We start from the raw sequence: 18355 nt of genomic DNA, 5'->3' as shown, positions 1-18355 counted from the left end.
AAGTAATTTAATTTTTCTTTTTTCTTTGCAAGAAGCTCGTTTAACGAGCTTATTTTTTTTATTAATAATTTCCAGCACCCCAAAAAGGGGTGCATAGAAATTATAGCTATTAATCTAAAGTATTAGGGGGAAATTAATTATACTCCACAAGGAGCTAAAAGCTGGTCGATTGCAGTATCTCTGTCTTGATCAGCCCAGTTATATTTAAATACAGCCAACCTAGTATTATTCCAATTGTCAAAATCTCCATTTTTAATTTTAGCAAAAATTGGTGCCATAGAACACATACCCACAGTAGTATCTGTCGGCATATATACCGTTAAGTATGTTTGGTAGTTCTTGAAATTATTTAAGGCTCCAAAAGCATCAAAACTTGTTATTTCACCGATATTTAAAGTTAAAGTAGAAAGATCGGTTAACATATCAAAACCTTCTAATTTAGATGTATCTCCTCCTGGCTCAAACTCTCCTGTTTCTTCATTAAATTGGCCAGCAGTTTTAGCTACATTAATATTAACATTAAGGACTTCCTTTAAAGACTCAAAACCATTAAACCAGAAGGTATTTGCAAAAATATTAATACTTGCATGTGAGAAATCACCCCATTGCGATGCTGGATTTGCCGTATCTACCAAGGCATTAAATATACTTACATTATCTAGGTTTCCGTTAGATGAAAAATCAATATTTGTACCTCTTACTTCGGTTACATTATTGAAAGCCTCACAAGTTTTTAAGCTCGTATTATTAGAAATACTTACATTGCCTCCAATGTACGTTAAAGCGTTAAATGCAGGCATTGCAACTAATCCACCTCCATTATAATCAGTATTAGAGCCTAAGCTTAATTTACCTTCAATTCTAGTAAGGTTTAAAACATCAATACTTGATAAAAGTGAATTATTTTCTAAAACTAAGTCTCCATCAATTGATGTCGCTCCTATGGTAATTTTCGCAATTTTAGAATTTAAACAATTTAAGTTTCCACCTACATTTCCTACCGTTAAATTTTCAACTTCAGAAATATAATTAACATAGAAATCTCCTTCCACATTAGCTCCAGACAACTCTAAAGTAGCCAACTTACCTACACCTGAATAATCTGGGTTCTCTTCCCAATAGCCATCAATCATAACCTCTCCAACTTGGTCTAATTTCGCAACAGAAAGCGCAGCTAATTCTGTATTCATTTCAGTCATAAGAGCTCCAGAAACTAAAACAAGCTCATCTGCCATAAAACTAGTAAGACCAGAATTATTCATAATTTCTACATCTCCACCAACAGATGTTAGCACTGCTAAATTAACAGAAGCGTTAGCACCACTAACTCCAGAAATTAATAAATCCTCTCCAACACTTTGTAAAGCATCCATGGTAATTGCAGTACCTCCGGCAATCTCAAGATTTTTACCAATTAACTTCACATCTTTAAGTGCTGTTACATGAGCATCACCCGCTACTACAACTTTACCAGTAATAATAGTAGCCCCTTGAGCTGCTAAAGCAGCGTAATCTGCCTCTGTAATCACATTACCGTAATACACGGCATTCGCATTATTTTCAACTTCTTGCTCAATTAAGGCAAGATCTGCAGCTAATTCTGCATTTAAGCTCGCCATATCTGCTTCTAATTTTGCTATAGCAGCTAACAAAGCCTGTTGTTGAGCAGATTCAAGTTCCTGAACTTGCTCATTTAAATCGTTAATCTGATTTTGTAAATCATCAATGTCTCCCTTAACACAACTGTTAAGTGACAATATTCCTGCTAAGACAAAACAGGACATGGTTTTAATTCTCATAATTTTAAAATTTAGTTAATTAATATTTAAGGTTTTGTTAAAATTTGTGTTCCGACGTGGCATAATTAATTATTAAGTTAAAAATGAAAGCACCATTAGGTGTTTATTAGTACCATTGCATGTATTGAAACGAATTACCTAATGATACCATTCGCTTAAAAAACTACAAACCAATAACTTACACAGAGCTATTTTAAAGACCTTTAAAATTAAAATTTAGAGATAAACCATAGCCCATTCTTAAAGTTTCACATGCTAATTATAGCATAAAAAAGACAAAAACTAGAGTCTAGTAAGAAAAGTAAACACGTAAAAAAAATGTTAAAATCACAATTACTGTTAACAGTACTAAAACTGTTTTCAGTTAAATTATTTTCCTTAGGATGTTAAATAATTGAAGTAATTTATAAGAATATGAGTCTTCCAATTAGTGAGAAGATTCATCTAATGCCTTAATATAATCTGAAGGTGTTAAATCGGTATATTTTTTAAATATGCGATTAAAAGTAGTTTTGGAATTGAATCCTGCTTTTTCGGCAAGATAACTTAGGGTATGATCGCGATGAAATCCATCGCGCATTAAAATCTTAGCCTCCTCGAGCCGGTATTCATTCATAACCTCATAAAAGGTTTTATTAAAATTTTTATTGAACACTTCAGAGATTCTTTTATATGTAATTCCTGTTGACTCCACCAGGTCCTGCATTTTTAAATCATTCTTGAGATATGGCTTGTCACGCTCTATAAATTCAGACAACACCTTAAAATCCTGATTATTTTGATCTGTGATACTTTTAGCTCCATAAGATTTACTAACACGTATTAAATTAAGGATATCTTCGTCCTCCGAAAACAACTCCGGTCTTCTTATAGTAAAAACTCCTAAAACAATAGTAAATAAGGTTAGACCAGCATAAAAAACTTTGAATAGGTCGATGAATATCTCGATGCCTGCAATATCTAAAATCGCTCCTGTAGTACCAAACAACCAAAGAAGCACATTAATAAACACAAAAGTGCGCAACCACTCCAGCGTGGACAATTGAAATTTAGACAAGTGTTTCTTTCTAAAATACTGAAAACGGTGAATGGTTCTTAAACAAAAGATACTATAAAATATGCCTTGAAAAATTATAACAATATTAAAAATAGATTGAGAAACTAAATACCAGTGCGGAAATCCTGCTTCAACCATTCTAAGTTTTGCCTCGGCAGATTGTAAAAAAAATGGCGTAAATACTAACAGATATAAAACAGCTGGTATAAAATGTAAAATCTGTCTTCCTGGTTGTTTAATATCTCTGTACAAATAATTCCTTAAATACAAATACATTAAAGGAAAGAACATAAGGGTAAACACATCAAAAACGGCATATAGATGAATATTACGCCTATAAAAACCTGTTGAATGAAGAATAAAAACAAATACGGTGACAGACCATGAAAACACCAATGCTCCTAAAATTCTATTCGGGAAAAAATTTCCTGGATACAAAATTAGATACATAGATAACAGAAAGGATAACACCCCTCCCATAAGTAATATTAATTCGAAATAACTTTCTATTACCATTCAGAAATTTTCGATTAGCATCAGAGTGCTTTTAAGAATACATAACTATAATTCTTATATTAAGTAGTCAATTTCCTAGCAAACAGCTCTTCTTTTTGCTTTAAAAATAGTGTTTATTTTTTAATTTAATAATTATTATTCCATGTTATTAGTTTGGAATCAGCAAATAGCATTTATTTAAGTTAAAACAAAAAAAACCCAGTAATTACTAATTACTGGGTTTTAACAAACTAACCAACTAAACTTAATTTATTAACCAACTAATAATTTCAATTTTAAAAAATTAACTTTTTTATTCTTGAATACTACTTGTTTCAAATAAACTACGTAGCAAAGGTCAGTAATTATTCCAATGTATTAAAACAATTTAGAAATGTTTAACACACAAAATTTAAAAATTACATCTTCTTTAAGAATTAAAATGCATAATTGTTAAAATTATTAAGGAATCAGAGGTGTTTTTTGATATATTTTCAATAAAACACAATTAACTAACATTATAATTAATAAAATTTTCAATTACTAATTATTGCGAATTTTTGAGTTAATCAAATATATCTATTCATCTTTCTACCAGATATTCTCATCTGTTATGCAACTTCTTAACATAACAACTTTCATCTCTTAGTTAGTTAAAACTATCTGAAAATTAAACCTTTTAAAATTTTAATAGTCCAATAAGAAAACAATTTTAAAACTTGAGATATGAAACAATTATTAATCATAGCATTCGCTTTTCTATCAATACAAAGCTTTGCTCAGCAGCCCAACAACCCAGGCCCCAAAAAAGGTCAGAAGATGCAAAAAATGATGGATTTAACTCCTGAAGAAGCAGCCAATTTACAAACTAAAAAAATGGCTCTGCATTTAGATTTAACAGAAGCTCAACAAAAGGAGATTTACGATTTAAATTTAGAGAATGCTAAAAACCGTAAAGCCAGAATGGAAGCTTTAAAAGCCAAAAGAGAAGATGGCGATATGCAAAAACCTACTAAAGAAGAGCGTTACAATATGATGAACGCGCGTTTAGACCGTCAAATTGCTTTGAAAGAAAAGATGAAGACCATTTTAAACGAAGCACAATTCAATAAATGGGAAAAAGCGCAAGCGCGAATGGCTGAAAATGGTAAAAAACGCATGAACGATAGAATGCGAAAAAATAGAAACAGATAGGTTAGTTTGTTTTTTTTAATTAATTAGTTAGTTAGATGAAAAAGCGCATTTCAATGAAAGAAATGCGCTTTTTATTTTTAAAGTGCTTTAGACACCTTATTAACTGCTTCAATAGTAAAGTCTAAATCTTCATAAGATAATGCATCAGTTATAAACCAGGTTTCAAAGGCACTAGGTGCTATATAAACACCCTCGTTAAGTAATCCATGGAAAAATGCTTTAAAGCTATCATTATTACCCATTGCTGCGGTGTCAAAATCAACTACCGGAGATTTATCGAAATGCACAGAGATCATAGAACCAACCCTATTAATAGTATGGGTGACATTATTTGCCTTAAGCACTTTTTCTATACCTTCATGCAAATAGGCAGTTTTGGCTTCTAAACGATTAAAAATTTCAACATCACTGTTTAGTTCGGTTAACATAGCGAGTCCTGCAGCCATAGCCAAAGGGTTCCCACTTAAGGTTCCTGCCTGATATACTGGCCCCAATGGCGCTAAATGATTCATAATTTCATTGCTTGCAGCAAAAGCACCAACAGGCAATCCGCCACCAATAACTTTTCCAAAACACACAATATCTGCCTTTATATTAAAAAGCTCCTGAGCGCCACCTTTGGCTAACCTAAAGCCAGTCATTACCTCATCGAAAATCAACAATATATTATGGGTATCACATAATGCTCTTAACTTTTGTAAAAAGTTATTCCGAGGAGGCACACAGCCCATATTACCGGCAACAGGCTCTATAATAATACAAGCTATTTCTCCTTTATTGGCTTCAACCAAGGCCCTTACGTTTTCAATATCATTGTATTTTGCCAACAAAGTATCTTTAGCTGTTCCTTGAGTTACTCCAGGGCTATTAGGCGCACCGAAAGTAACAGCACCACTACCAGCCTGAATTAAAAACGAATCACTATGACCGTGATAACAACCAGCAAATTTTATTATTTTATCTTTTCCTGTATAACCACGAGCCAAACGCACCGCACTCATACAAGCTTCAGTACCCGAATTAACAAATCGTATTTTATCGATATTTGGTACCATAGAAATAGCCAAGGCCGCTATTTTAGTTTCAATTTCAGTTGGCATCCCAAACGAAGTTCCCTTTTGAGCCTTTTCAACAACCGCATCAACAACGGGTTTGTGGGCATGCCCTAAAATCATCGGCCCCCAGGAATTAATGTAATCTACCAATCTATTTCCATCCTCATCAAACAAATAAGCTCCTTTAGCTTCTTTCACAAAAATAGGAGTTCCACCAACCGCTTTAAAAGCTCTTACCGGTGAATTTACACCTCCAGGAATAACTTGCTCTGCCTCTGCAAATAAGGCACTACTTCGTTTATAAATCATAATAAATTCTTATTCTTTTTGTTTTATTTTATTCGTAATTCTTGACCAATACTCAACTCATTACCTACTAATTTATTTAGCGATTTTAAGGCCTCAACTGTAGTATTGTGTTTTTTAGAAATAGAATAAAGGGTATCTCCTCTTTCTACATAATATGTTTGTACCGTTACCACTTGCTGCACAGCTTCTTCAATAACTCCATTTATTTTTAATTCCTGACCGATACTCAGTGAAGTTCCCGATAGACTATTTAATTTTTTAATATCATCAACAGTAACACCATATTTTTTTGACAAGGAATACATGGTATCTCCTTTCTCAACAATATGTATTGAGGCTACTTGCGTATTCGAGGGGATAGGCTCTATAATATCCTGAAGATCCTCTTCCTTTCTTTTTCGTTTTGTACCAAGCACCTCATCATCGAATTTATACAATTCATAACGCTCGATAAGCGCTATTAGCTTTGTTGGGTACTTTCTATCGGTTGCATACCCCGCAGCCTTTAAACCCTTGGCCCAACCTTTGTAATCGTCTGGTTTCAAATCGAACAATCCGGAATAACGGCGTCTTTCACTTAAAAACAAAGAATGATCCCTATAAGAATATTTGGCATCTACATATTTTCTAAAGCATTCCTGGTCTCTATCATCATCATGATAAATACGAGCACCGGTCCAGTCGTGACATTTAATTCCGAAATGATTATTTGCTTCTATCGACAACCTACCTTTACCGGAACCTGATTCTAAAATCCCCTGAGCCATGGTAATACTTGCCGGGATTTTATAAAGCCTCATTTCATTTTTGGCGACTTCCTTATAAGTATCAATGTACTGTTCAACCGCACTTGCATAAGTTTTAACAACTGGAGTTTCAGCGGTTTTCTCAATCTTAGGTTCCTCTGTTTTTATAACCACACGTTCAGTAGTTCTTGTTGGTCTTTTAACTGTAACCGCCTTTCTAGATTTACAATTATAAAGCGATAAAGCTACAAATAAGACAACCCATAATTTCCTCATATCACTATTCTATTATTGGTAGATTTTTTATTTTCAATTTGGCATTCATACCTTCTACACCTTGCAAACCACCTGTATGAATGGCTAGTATTTTTGAACCTTTTTCAAAATAACCCTTATTAATTAAATCGAAAATACCATATAGCATTTTCCCAGTATAAACAGGATCTAAAGGTATATGGTTAACTTTTTTAAACTCATTAATAAACGTCACTAATTCGGCATTTATTTTCGCATAACCACCAAAATGATAATCCGTATTAAGTTCCCAATTAGTTTTACTTACAAAGTTATTAATATCTTTTTGTAAAAAGTTGCCTTTTAAAGCTGGAAATCCAATAACCTTCTGATTAGGTCCTGAACTATTAATAATCCCCGATATAGTTCCTCCGGTTCCGACAGCACAACACAAATAGTGAAAATCCCTGTCGGTTTCAGTTATAATTTCTTCACACCCTTTAACTGCCAAACCATTGGTTCCTCCTTCAGGCACCAAATAAAAATCACCAAATTCCTTCTTTAGTTGATCTATAACATGTTTCTCCACTTTCTCGCGATACATTTCACGACTTACAAACATAAACTTCATACCGTGTTGCGATGCAAACTGCAATGTTGCATTACTATGTGGTTGCAGTTCTTCACCCCTAATAACACCAATCGTCTTAAAGTCTAAAAGTGCTCCTGCCGCCGCAACCGCCGCAATATGATTTGAAAATGCTCCACCAAAAGTTAACAAAGTCTTAGAACCTTGTTTTTTAGCCTCCTGCAGATTATATTTTAACTTTCTATATTTATTTCCAGAAACAAATTCATGTATAGCATCTTCCCTTTTCAATTCCAGTTGAACACCATATGATTCGGGAACATATATTTGTTGATTTATGCTATTTTCAATATTAAAAATCATGGTTGCGAAGATACCTTAAATTTGTCTAAAAAGCATATGGGATTAACATCCAAATAGCCTCCCACAACGTAATTCATAGTGGATTTTTGTGAGTATTACGCTATCTTTGTATAATATATGAAAAAGATTATTCCAGTTGAAGAAGGTGATTATTATTTAACACCCGAAGGTTACCGCTGTTTTACAGAACAGTATCATTTAAAAAGAGGTTATTGCTGTCAAAGTGGTTGCAGACATTGTCCATTTGGTTACAATAAAAAGACAAATAGTATGTAATACCCTCTTAAGTAAAACGACCAATATTGGTACGATTATTGCTGATGTTATGACACACAATCATCTAAATACTAGATGGTTATTTAACCCAATAAATATTACTTTGCTATGAGAAATATACTAAAAACAACTTCGCTATTAATCATAATGCTTGTGGTTTCTTCATGCAATTCTGTGCGTGTTGCTGCTGATTTTGATAGAAATGTAAATTTTAGAGAATACAAAACTTTCGCTTTCTTTAAAACAGGCATAGACAAGGCAGAAATCAGCGATCTGGATAAGCGCCGTATATTGCGCGCCATCGAAGCCGAATTAATTGCTAAAGGTTATACTAAATCTGAAAATCCAGATATTCTGGTAAGCATATTTACTAAATCTAATCAGCGTGTAGACGTTTACAACAACTACTGGGGTTACGGTGGTTGGGGCTGGGGTGGCTTCTACGGACCACGCTGGGGCTGGGGCTGGGACTACTATGGTCAACCTAATGTATCAACCTCAACAGAAGGCGTATTATACATAGATTTGCTTGATGCCGATAAAAAAGAGTTAGTTTGGCAAGGTATGGGTACAGGGTACTTAACTCAAAATGTTGATAAAAAAATTGAACGCATCAATGAGTTTGTCTCCGAAATAATGGCCAAATATCCACCGCTAATGGAAAAATAAAATACTTTTAAAAAGCAACTGATAGAGTTGCTTTTTTTATTTTAACATATCTCTCACATTCTTTCATAGCATTATTCTTAATTTTAGTGACACCCAAACTAAACTAATAATATGCTAAATTCTATTGAAACAAATCCGGTATTAAACAAGTTACCAAAACACTTGTTACAATTTATAAAACCTCAAAATTACGAGGACTATTCTGCCATTAATCAGGCTGTTTGGCGTTATGTAATGCGCAAAAATGTCGACTTTCTAAGTAAAGTGGCCCATAAATCTTATTTAGATGGTCTAAGGCAAACAGGTATTTCTATTGAAAGCATTCCTAACATGTACGGCATGAATAGAATTCTTAAAGATATTGGCTGGGCAGCTGTTGCTGTTGATGGATTCATCCCTCCAAATGCCTTCATGGAATTTCAAGCTTATAATGTCCTGGTTATTGCGAGTGACATCAGACAATTGGAGCACATCGAATACACACCTGCCCCCGATATTATTCACGAAGGTGCCGGACATGCTCCCATCATCGCGAATCCGGAGTACGCCGAATACCTACGTCGCTTTGGAGAAATTGGTTGTAAAGCTATTTCATCAGCTAAAGATTATGAACTCTACGAAGCTGTAAGACATTTATCAATAATAAAAGAAGCTCCCAACACTAGTGCAGATGCTATTAATTTGGCTGAAAAAAAAGTTGAAGAATTACAGCAAAACATGGGAGAACCCAGTGAAATGGCACTAATTAGAAACCTCCACTGGTGGACCGTTGAATATGGTTTAATAGGCACCTTAGAAAACCCTAAAATATACGGTGCCGGCCTTTTATCTTCCATAGGTGAAAGCGCCTGGTGCATGACCAACGAAGTAAAAAAACACCCTTATACCATTGAAGCGGCTTATCAGGAATTTGATATCACTAAACCTCAGCCACAGCTATTTGTTACACCTGATTTTGCCCATTTAAGTTTGGTGCTAGAAGAGTTTGCTAACACTATGGGGTTAAGAAAAGGCGGGTTAACAGGTATTAATAAACTTATAAAATCGAAAGCATTAGGTACTATCGAATTAAGTACGGGTCTACAAATTTCTGGCGTATTCAATCAAGTTATTTCTTTTGATAACCATCCTATTTACTTCCAAACTAAGGGTAAAACAGCCTTATCATATCGGGAAAAAGAATTGGTAGGACACGGAATCCTAAATCATAATAATGGTTACGGCTCTCCAATAGGCAAACTAAAAGGTATTAATATTGCCATTGAAGATATGAGTCCGCGCGACTTGAGCGCTTACAATATCTATGAAGAATATATTACCACTTTGGAGTTTGAAGGAGGCATTTCAGTTTCAGGAGAAATTATTACCGGAAAACGCAACTTAAAAGGCAAAATTATCTTAATCAGCTTTAAAAATTGCACCGTAAAACATCAGGATCAAATTTTATTTACGCCTGACATGGGCATATACCATATGGCTGTAGGTAAAAGCATCGTATCTGCATTTTCTGGGCCTGCCGATTTAAATAGTTTTGATCTTATTACACGCGTTCCTACATTTGAAACCATTCACAATAAAAAATCTGAGAAGGAATTAAAATTAGAATTACTTTATCAACAAGTTCGTGACTATAGGGAAAATAAAAATCGCACCATTTCTCGCTCTAAAGTTTTAGACGAACTTATAGAGAATTATCCTTTAGATTGGTTATTATCTGTTGAACTATACGAGTTAGCTATTATAGGACATGAAGCCTTATTAGCTAAACGCATTTTGAATCATTTGGAAACGGTAAAACAAAACAAACCTGAAGTGGGTAAATTAATCGATGATGGGCTAGCGATTATTAATAAAAAAGTATCTATTTAAATCGTTTTAAAGCAGCTTTGGTAAAATCGCTTAACACTAATTTCCCACTTACTTTTGCACGCTCTTTAAGTAACGTTCCCCAATGATTAGTACCTTCCCAAAACACGCTTTTCATGTGCTCTAAAGCTTCGGGGTTATAGCTGCTTAATTTTTCAGCTAAAGTTGTTACTGCCAAATCTAGGGCTTCTATGTCATCGAATACTTCGGCATACAAGCCTTTAGATTTCGCCCATTCAGCGGAATAAAATTCGGTGGCATTAAGCGTCATTTGCGACATTGCAGTCATACCTATTTTTCTGGTAACAGCGGGCTCAATAACGAAAGGACCAATACCTATGCTTAATTCACTCAATTTTATGGATGCATATTGTGTGGCCAAACAATAATCACTAGCTGAAGCAAGACCAACTCCACCTCCAACGGCCTTTCCCTGTATACGACCAATTATCAGTTTAGGACAAACACGCATCGCATTTATAACACCCGCAAATCCCGAAAAAAACTGTTCTCCGTCTTGAACACTGTTAATAGCTATCAACTCATTAAAACTCGCTCCAGCACAAAACGTCCTATCACCCGCACTTTTTAGAACAATAACAGCAATAGCATCGCTTCTTCCTGCTAAAGTAATAGTTTCCTCCAACTCGAGTAATACATCGCTCGGCATAGCATTATGATTGGGATGATAAAATTCAATATACCCCACTCTATTATTTATGCTTAACGATACATCCGGTTTTTTCATGCCTTAATAAATTCTGTTTCTTTTTAGGAGTTGAATATACATAAAAAAACATTAGTTTACCTCCGACAATTGAAGCCTAACTAATGTCATTTGATTAATAGCTGTATAAAAAATATAGTATAGGTTTTTTAAATATATTATTGAAAGATTAGCGTTTCATTAATTTTAAAAACTATCTCATAACAAGTAATTACAAAAAACATTAGTTTTCTTCGACATATGAAGCCTAACTAATGTTAAACTAACTAACTTTAAGCTGTTACAAATATAATATCAATACTTCTGAATAAAATTATTTAAACGTTAAGAAAATATATTGAAATTATTAACTCGATTAATTCACCTCGTGTTATCTTAAAAATAAGCATAAAAAAACACCAACCTTTAATTTAAAAAATTAACGATTGGTGTTTCTATATGAACTGATTAATAGCATACTAATTTAACTCATAAAACCGTTTATCGAGTAAATATTCGACAAACTGTTATTATATAAGATTAAACGCAATAAGAAATTACACAGTTGAATCATTATAAGTTTCGCACATAATTTAGACCAAAAAAACATCAACTAATCAATTGTATATCAAAACTTATGATTAAAATTTTATACATGGAAATTGAGCTTGAACCTGCTTAATTTTACTCTCAGTTTTCAATAAAAACTTCTTATGAGCCAAGGAATCAGGATTAAATGGCTTATGTTGTAATGCTTTTTGAATGTCTGCTACGGCTTCCATGGTTTTTAAAGTTTCCGTACTGCACCAAGAAGCAGTAAATCGCTCCCAAATATAATTTACAGCCAAAGAATTAGGGTGTACCATATCATCCGCATAAAAACGATAATCCCTTAGTTCGTCCATCATAATTTCATAAGAAGGAAAATATACTTCAGACCTGTTATCTGTATCACGTTTAATAAACTTATGAACGGCGGTAATTAAATGCGATTTACTCAATGTATTTTCTACAAACCCATCTTTTAAATGACGAACTGGTGATACCGTAAAAATGAGTGTTGCTTCTGAATTTATAGCTCTAATAGCTTCAGATAAACTATTTAAAGAGGTAATAATAGCTTCAACAGGCAGCAATTCCTTTTTAAACTGCTTTTGCGGGACTTTATGACAATTAGCTACTAATGTATTCGAATTTAAAAAACGATACACCCAGGCAGTCCCTAAGGTAATAACTATATGTGAAGCGGATTGAATCCCCTCTCGTGTTAACTCTAACTGACGGTTTAAACTGGTTAGCAGTTCGCTTTGATTGGTAGCACTTAATTTTGAATGTGCATCAAAACAATGCCAACGTTCATTATGATAAAACACGTCTGATTCTGTAAACATTTCCTTTTTCTCAGCTCGAACCAATAAACGCTCAATAGCTGTAGGCTGAAATAGTACCCCAAATGGATTCTTTAAATTTTGAAATTTATAATATTCTAATTTCTTACCTATATTTTCAACAAAACAAGATCCCAGTAACAATACCTGAGCTTGATAATCTAAAAGATTCTCAGATTGCTTTGCGATTGGTATTTTTGTTTGTAAGTGCATTAAATAAAATTCCCGCTTACGCGGGAATATCAAATTTACTGAATATATTTTTTAGCTTCATCAAGTGCTTGCTGAATACCATCAGGATTCTTTCCTCCTGCAGTTGCAAAAAACGGCTGTCCGCCGCCACCGCCTTGAATATACTTACCTAACTCTCTAACTACCTGTCCGGCATTTAAACCTTTACTAGCTACTAATTCTTTAGAAATATAACAAGACAACATAGCTTTGCCATTTTGTTCCGTTCCAAATAATAAAAATAAATTATCCATTTGGCTACCTAAATCGAACGCAACATCTTTTAATCCACCAGCATCCAGATCTAATTGTTTCGCTAAAAATTGAACACCATTTAATTCGGTTAATTCACTTTTTAGTTCAACGATAGCATTTTTAGCTTTATCTTTTAACAAAGCTTCTATTTCCTTTTTTAAACTATTATTCTCTTCCTGAAGGGTCTTTAACGCCTTAACAGGCTCTTTAGCATTGTTTAATAAAGCTTTCATTTCTGAAAACACGCGACTATTTTCGAAATAAAACTCTTTGGCAGCTTCATTTGTAATAGCTTCTATACGACGAATACCAGCAGCAACAGCTCCTTCAGAAACTATTTTAAAATGCCAAATATCAGCCGTGTTTTCAACGTGTGTTCCTCCACATAATTCTATAGATTGCCCAAAACGAATAGCCCGCACGGTATCACCATATTTCTCACCAAACAAACTCATAGCGCCTTCTGCAATAGCCTCTTCTTTGGGAATATTTCGCTTTTCAACCAAAGGAAGTTTTTCTGCTATTCTCGCATTTACAAAATTTTCAACATCACTAATTTCCTCTGGAGTAAGCTTTGAGAAATGCGAAAAATCAAAACGTAAAGCTTTCGATTGTACAGCACTACCCTTTTGCTCTACGTGCGCACCTAAAATTTCACGTAACGCCTGATGTAATAAGTGAGTTGCCGAGTGATTGCTTTCTGTTCTGCGACGTTCGTGTTCGTTTACAACAGCCTTAAAACTTTCGTTTAAATGTTTTGGTAGATTTTTAGCAAAATGAATAATAACGTTATTTTCTTTCTTAGTATCTAAAATGTATACAATATCGCCATGTACATCCTCTAGATATCCCCTATCACCTACCTGACCACCACCTTCCGGATAAAATGGCGTTAAATTGAAAACTAACTGATACATTTCTCCGGCTTTTTTTGAAACAACTTTTCTGTATCGGGTTAATTTTATGTTTGCTTCCAACCTATCGTAACCAATAAATTCTTCCTCGGCATCTTCCTGAAGAATGGTCCAATCGTCGGTACTCATTTCGCTAGCTGCTCGTGAACGGTTCTTTTGCTTCTGAAGCTCTTCATTAAAACCTTTCTCATCTAATTTCAATCCTTTTTCTGAAAGAATCAAAGCTGTTAAATCGATTGGGAATCCGTAAGTATCGTATAATTCAAAAGCCTTTTCTCCTGAAACGGTATCACCTTTAGTACTGCTAACTATACCATTTAAAAGGACCAACCCTTGTTCTAACGTTCTTAAAAAAGACTGTTCTTCTTCCTTAATCACATTTTTAACTAAAGCTTTTTGAGATTTTATTTCTGGAAATGCATCTCCCATTTTGGCACTTAACACTTCAACTAGTTTATAAATAAACGGTTCTTTTTTATCTAAAAAAGTAAATCCGTAACGCACCGCTCGACGTAAAATTCTACGAATTACATAACCCGCACCATTATTACTTGGCAATTGCCCATCGGCAATAGCAAAGGCTACGGCACGCACGTGATCTGAAATAACACGAATGGCTACATCTACTGTTTCATCTTTACCATATTCTGTATTGGTAATGGTTTCAATTTCACGAATAATCGGGGTAAAAACGTCGGTATCGTAATTAGATTGAACACCTTGCAAGACCATACATAAACGTTCAAAGCCCATACCTGTATCGATATGCTTATCTGGAAGACTTTCCAGACTTCCGTTAGCTTTACGATTGTATTGCATAAATACAAGATTCCAGATTTCAACAACCTGAGGATGATCTTGATTCACTAAATCTTTACCAGAAATTTTGGCCTTTTCTTCGGCAGAACGAATATCAACGTGAATTTCACTACATGGTCCGCAGGGTCCCTGATCGCCCATTTCCCAGAAGTTATCCTTTTTATTCCCCATTAATATTCTATCCTCAGGAACAATGGCTTTCCATAAATCGTAAGCTTCCTGATCCATTGGCAAATTATCCTTTTCATCCCCTTCAAAAACGGTAACATATAAAATATCTTCATCGATACCGAATACCTCTGTTAATAATTCCCAAGCCCAGGCAATAGCTTCTTTTTTAAAGTAATCGCCAAAACTCCAGTTCCCCAACATTTCAAATAAAGTATGGTGATACGTATCATAACCTACTTCTTCTAAATCGTTGTGCTTACCGGAAACACGTAAACACTTTTGAGAATCTGTTAATCGAGTGTTTTTTGGCACGGCATTCCCCAGAAAATACTCTTTAAACGGGGCCATTCCCGAATTTACAAACATAAGGGTCGGATCGTCCTTTAACACCATAGGTGCCGATGGAACAATACTGTGCTTTTTATCTTCAAAAAAACTTAAAAACTTCGATCGAATATCTTGTGATTTCATGTGTTATGCTATTCGCTTTTTTTTCACCTGTAGCACTTTAAAAACTAATTAATTACCTCAAAAATCAATTTAAATACAGGTCTTTTCTCGTTTATTTATTCTGGTTACAGTCTGCTTAAATTATTTTTATACCAAAACAATTTTTATCTTTACTTTCTCAAAATTCAAACTTAAAAAACATTATATTACTTTTACTATTATCTGTAAAAAACTGTGATAATATTTTAGTTGTTTAGACGTTTGTTATTGAAATTGATATAAATTGCTTTTTAAATAATAAAGTGCAAAAATAGTATAAATTAAGGAATGAGTAAGGTAAAATATTACTACGATTCAGAATCGCTTTCGTATAAGAAAATAGAACGTAAAAAAAGAACCACGTTCAAGTATGCCTCAATCTTTATTTTAGGATCTGCCTTATTTGGATTTTTATTTGTTTTTATAGCAAGCCAGTATATCGAATCTCCTAAAGAACGTGAGTTAAAGCGTGAATTACAAAACGCACAATTACAATACGAATTACTAAACAAAAAAATGGCGGAAGCTGAAGCTGTCTTGGCAGATGTAGCCGATCGCGACAATAATATCTACCGGGTATATTTTGAAGCCAATCCTATACCCGAAGAACAACGTAAAGCAGGCTTTGGTGGTATTAACCGATACAAAGATCTGGAAGGTTTTGACAATTCTAAACTCATTATTGAAACCAGTAAACGCCTCGACGTACTACAAAAACAAATTGTTGTTCAATCCAAGTCTTTAGATGAAATTGCTCAACTGGCTGAAGAAAAAGAAAAACTATTAGCGGCTATCCCTGCCATTCAACCTGTTAAAAATGAAGATTTAACGAGAATGGCATCTGGTTACGGTATGCGTTCGGACCCATTTACAAAGGTTCGAAAAATGCATTGGGGTATGGATTTTTCAGCACCTCGTGGCACACCTATTTACGCTTCTGGCGATGGTGTTGTTAAACGCGCTGATTCCAGGGCGACTGGTTATGGCAAACATATCAGGATCGATCACGGCTACGGTTATGTTAGCCTGTATGCCCATTTATACAAGTACAACGTAAGACGTAATCAAAAAGTAAAACGTGGTGATTTAATAGGATTTGTTGGAAGCACCGGACGCTCCCAAGGCCCTCATTTACATTACGAAATTTTTAAAGATGGCCAACGTATAAACCCTATTAATTTCTACTACGGAAGTTTAACAGCCGAAGAATTTAACAAACTATTGGAGCATGCTTCTATAGAAAACCAATCTTTAGATTAATGCATATAGATTTACCCGAAAAACGCTATTACAGTATTGGCGAAGTAGCCAAAGCATTTCATGTAAACACCTCATTAATTCGTTTTTGGGAAAAAGAATTTGATGCACTTAAACCAAAGAAAAATGCTAAGGGTAATAGAAAATTTACACCTGAAGATATTAATAACCTTAAACTTATTTATCACTTAGTAAAAGAACGTGGTTTTACCTTAGAGGGAGCAAAAATCCACTTAAAAGAGGACAAAAAAGACACCTTATCAAACTATGAAATAGTAAGTAAGTTAGAAGATATTAAAGTCCAACTCATAAAAATAAAAAACCATCTTTAATTGAGTAAGTTATATAAATCTTTAGCAAAGTCGTAACGTCTTCAATTAATATGCGTCTAACTCGTGAAACTAAAATTTTAAAAATATAAGTATTATGAAAAAATGGCTTCCTTGGATTATTGTTGCTGTTATTGTTTTTGGACTTTACTCTTGGGGTAAAGGATTTAACAATACAGCTGTTGCTCTCAACGAAAATATTGGAGAAGCTTGGGGTAATGTACAAACCTCTTACCAGCGCAGAAACGATCTTATTGGTAACCTTGTAAACACGGTTAAAGGCGCTGCCGATTTTGAGCGCAAAACACTTACCGATGTTATTGAAGCCCGTGCAAAAGCCACTTCTATTAGCATTGACCCTAACAATATTACACCAGAGCAATTAGCTCAGTATAATCAGGTGCAAGGCGGATTAAGTGGTGCCTTAAAAAGTTTATTAGTTACTGTAGAGCGTTATCCTGACTTAAAAGCCAATCAGAATTTTTTAAAATTACAAGATGAGCTAACCAGTACAGAGAACACCATTCAAACTGCGAGAACACGTTATAATGAAGCTATAAAACCTTATAACGTTCACATTAAAACTTTCCCGAATTCACTATTAGCTAGCCTATTAAATTTTGACCAAAAGCCTTATTTCGATGCTGAAGTTGGTGCCGAAAAACCAGTTGATGTAGAATTCGATTTTAACTAAAATAACATGTCTAAAGTAGAAGATTTCCTTACTAAGGAAGAAGAACAGGAAATCATTGCAGCCATCCGTACAGCCGAAAGCAATACATCGGGTGAAATCCGCGTACACATTGAAAAGTCAGCTAAAACAGATGCATTCAATCGTGCCCTTGAAGTGTTTCACCTCCTGAAAATGGACAATACCAAAGAACAAAACGGGGTATTAATTTATGTTGCTGTCGAGGACCACAAGTTCGTTATCTATGGCGATCAAGGCATAAATAATGTGGTGCCCAAAGATTTCTGGAACAACACCAAAGACATCATGCAAACGCATTTTAAAGCTGGCAATTTTAAACAAGGACTTATTGATGGTATATTAAATGCCGGAAAAGAACTGGAAGCTCACTTTCCTTGGAATCACGATGATGTAAACGAGCTTTCAGACGACATTTCAAAAGGAGATATATAA

16 protein-coding genes are annotated in these 18355 nt (G+C 34.4%); 8 read left to right on the top strand and 8 right to left on the bottom strand.

The annotated features are described in order from the left end of the window. Positions 1-137 precede the first annotated feature (137 nt). On the bottom strand, positions 138-1799 hold the full coding sequence (locus H611_RS0112235; RefSeq protein WP_027138648.1) for a coiled-coil domain-containing protein: 1662 nt from the start codon (positions 1797-1799) through the stop codon (positions 138-140). 427 nt (positions 1800-2226) lie between these two features. After that, positions 2227-3372, bottom strand: a complete 1146-nt coding sequence (locus H611_RS0112230; protein WP_027138647.1) for a helix-turn-helix domain-containing protein — start codon at positions 3370-3372, stop codon at positions 2227-2229. A 705-nt stretch (positions 3373-4077) separates the two neighbouring features. On the opposite strand from H611_RS0112230, the gene H611_RS0112225 reads away from it, so the two are divergent. Next, entirely contained in the window at positions 4078-4545 is a 468-nt protein-coding gene (locus tag H611_RS0112225; protein ID WP_027138646.1) for a hypothetical protein, read from the top strand. A 77-nt stretch (positions 4546-4622) separates the two neighbouring features. Here H611_RS0112225 and hemL read toward each other — a convergent pair whose 3' ends face one another. Genes hemL through H611_RS0112210 form a run of 3 tightly spaced genes read right to left on the bottom strand, consistent with a single transcriptional unit; the run spans position 4623 to position 7841 of the window. After that, complete coding sequence (hemL, locus tag H611_RS0112220) at positions 4623-5909, bottom strand: glutamate-1-semialdehyde 2,1-aminomutase (RefSeq protein WP_027138645.1); 1287 nt, start codon at positions 5907-5909, stop codon at positions 4623-4625. A gap of 23 nt (positions 5910-5932) precedes the next feature. Next, positions 5933-6931 (bottom strand): glycoside hydrolase family 73 protein, encoded by a 999-nt coding sequence (locus tag H611_RS14310; protein ID WP_316928855.1) that lies wholly within the window; start codon positions 6929-6931, stop codon positions 5933-5935. A gap of 4 nt (positions 6932-6935) precedes the next feature. Beyond that, the gene (locus H611_RS0112210) at positions 6936-7841 is read right to left on the bottom strand and encodes a 1-aminocyclopropane-1-carboxylate deaminase/D-cysteine desulfhydrase (protein ID WP_027138644.1); all 906 of its coding nucleotides are present in this window, start codon (positions 7839-7841) and stop codon (positions 6936-6938) included. A gap of 117 nt (positions 7842-7958) precedes the next feature. On the opposite strand from H611_RS0112210, the gene H611_RS14825 reads away from it, so the two are divergent. The 3 genes from H611_RS14825 to H611_RS0112195 all read left to right on the top strand — a co-directional run bounded on the left by H611_RS14825 (position 7959) and on the right by H611_RS0112195 (position 10655). After that, entirely contained in the window at positions 7959-8117 is a 159-nt protein-coding gene (locus H611_RS14825; RefSeq protein WP_169515999.1) for a DUF5522 domain-containing protein, read from the top strand. Positions 8118-8225: 108 nt separating this feature from the next. Next, the gene (locus tag H611_RS0112200) at positions 8226-8786 is read left to right on the top strand and encodes a DUF4136 domain-containing protein (RefSeq protein WP_027138643.1); all 561 of its coding nucleotides are present in this window, start codon (positions 8226-8228) and stop codon (positions 8784-8786) included. Positions 8787-8897: 111 nt separating this feature from the next. Next, positions 8898-10655, top strand: coding sequence for an aromatic amino acid hydroxylase (locus H611_RS0112195; protein ID WP_027138642.1), 1758 nt, complete (start codon positions 8898-8900; stop codon positions 10653-10655). On the opposite strand, the gene H611_RS0112190 is transcribed toward H611_RS0112195, so the two are convergent. The 3 genes from H611_RS0112190 to alaS all read right to left on the bottom strand — a co-directional run bounded on the left by H611_RS0112190 (position 10648) and on the right by alaS (position 15607). Beyond that, complete coding sequence (locus H611_RS0112190) at positions 10648-11400, bottom strand: enoyl-CoA hydratase/isomerase family protein (protein WP_027138641.1); 753 nt, start codon at positions 11398-11400, stop codon at positions 10648-10650. The genes H611_RS0112195 and H611_RS0112190 overlap by 8 nt on opposite strands. A 599-nt stretch (positions 11401-11999) precedes the next feature. Further along, positions 12000-12959: a GSCFA domain-containing protein gene (locus tag H611_RS0112185; protein ID WP_027138640.1), complete on the bottom strand. Its 960-nt coding sequence runs from the start codon at positions 12957-12959 to the stop codon at positions 12000-12002. A 35-nt stretch (positions 12960-12994) separates the two neighbouring features. Beyond that, complete coding sequence (gene alaS / locus H611_RS0112180) at positions 12995-15607, bottom strand: alanine--tRNA ligase (protein ID WP_027138639.1); 2613 nt, start codon at positions 15605-15607, stop codon at positions 12995-12997. Positions 15608-15913: 306 nt separating this feature from the next. On the opposite strand from alaS, the gene H611_RS0112175 reads away from it, so the two are divergent. The 4 genes from H611_RS0112175 to H611_RS0112160 all read left to right on the top strand — a co-directional run bounded on the left by H611_RS0112175 (position 15914) and on the right by H611_RS0112160 (position 18355). Then, positions 15914-16885, top strand: coding sequence for a M23 family metallopeptidase (locus H611_RS0112175; protein WP_027138638.1), 972 nt, complete (start codon positions 15914-15916; stop codon positions 16883-16885). Further along, positions 16885-17214, top strand: a complete 330-nt coding sequence (locus H611_RS0112170; protein WP_027138637.1) for a MerR family transcriptional regulator — start codon at positions 16885-16887, stop codon at positions 17212-17214. Before H611_RS0112175 ends, H611_RS0112170 begins: the two co-directional genes overlap by 1 nt. A 94-nt stretch (positions 17215-17308) precedes the next feature. Continuing rightward, positions 17309-17905 carry a LemA family protein gene (locus H611_RS0112165; RefSeq protein ID WP_027138636.1) on the top strand — a complete coding sequence of 199 codons (597 nt, stop codon included), beginning with the start codon at positions 17309-17311 and terminating at the stop codon, positions 17903-17905. Between the two features lie 6 nt (positions 17906-17911). Continuing rightward, complete coding sequence (locus H611_RS0112160) at positions 17912-18355, top strand: TPM domain-containing protein (RefSeq protein WP_027138635.1); 444 nt, start codon at positions 17912-17914, stop codon at positions 18353-18355.

Origin of the sequence: Gaetbulibacter saemankumensis DSM 17032, from assembly GCF_000425645.1 — a bacterium.
GTDB lineage: Bacteria > Bacteroidota > Bacteroidia > Flavobacteriales > Flavobacteriaceae > Gaetbulibacter > Gaetbulibacter saemankumensis.
The sequence above is the reverse complement of the archived record's forward strand: the minus strand, read 5'-3'. Positions and strand labels throughout refer to the sequence as shown.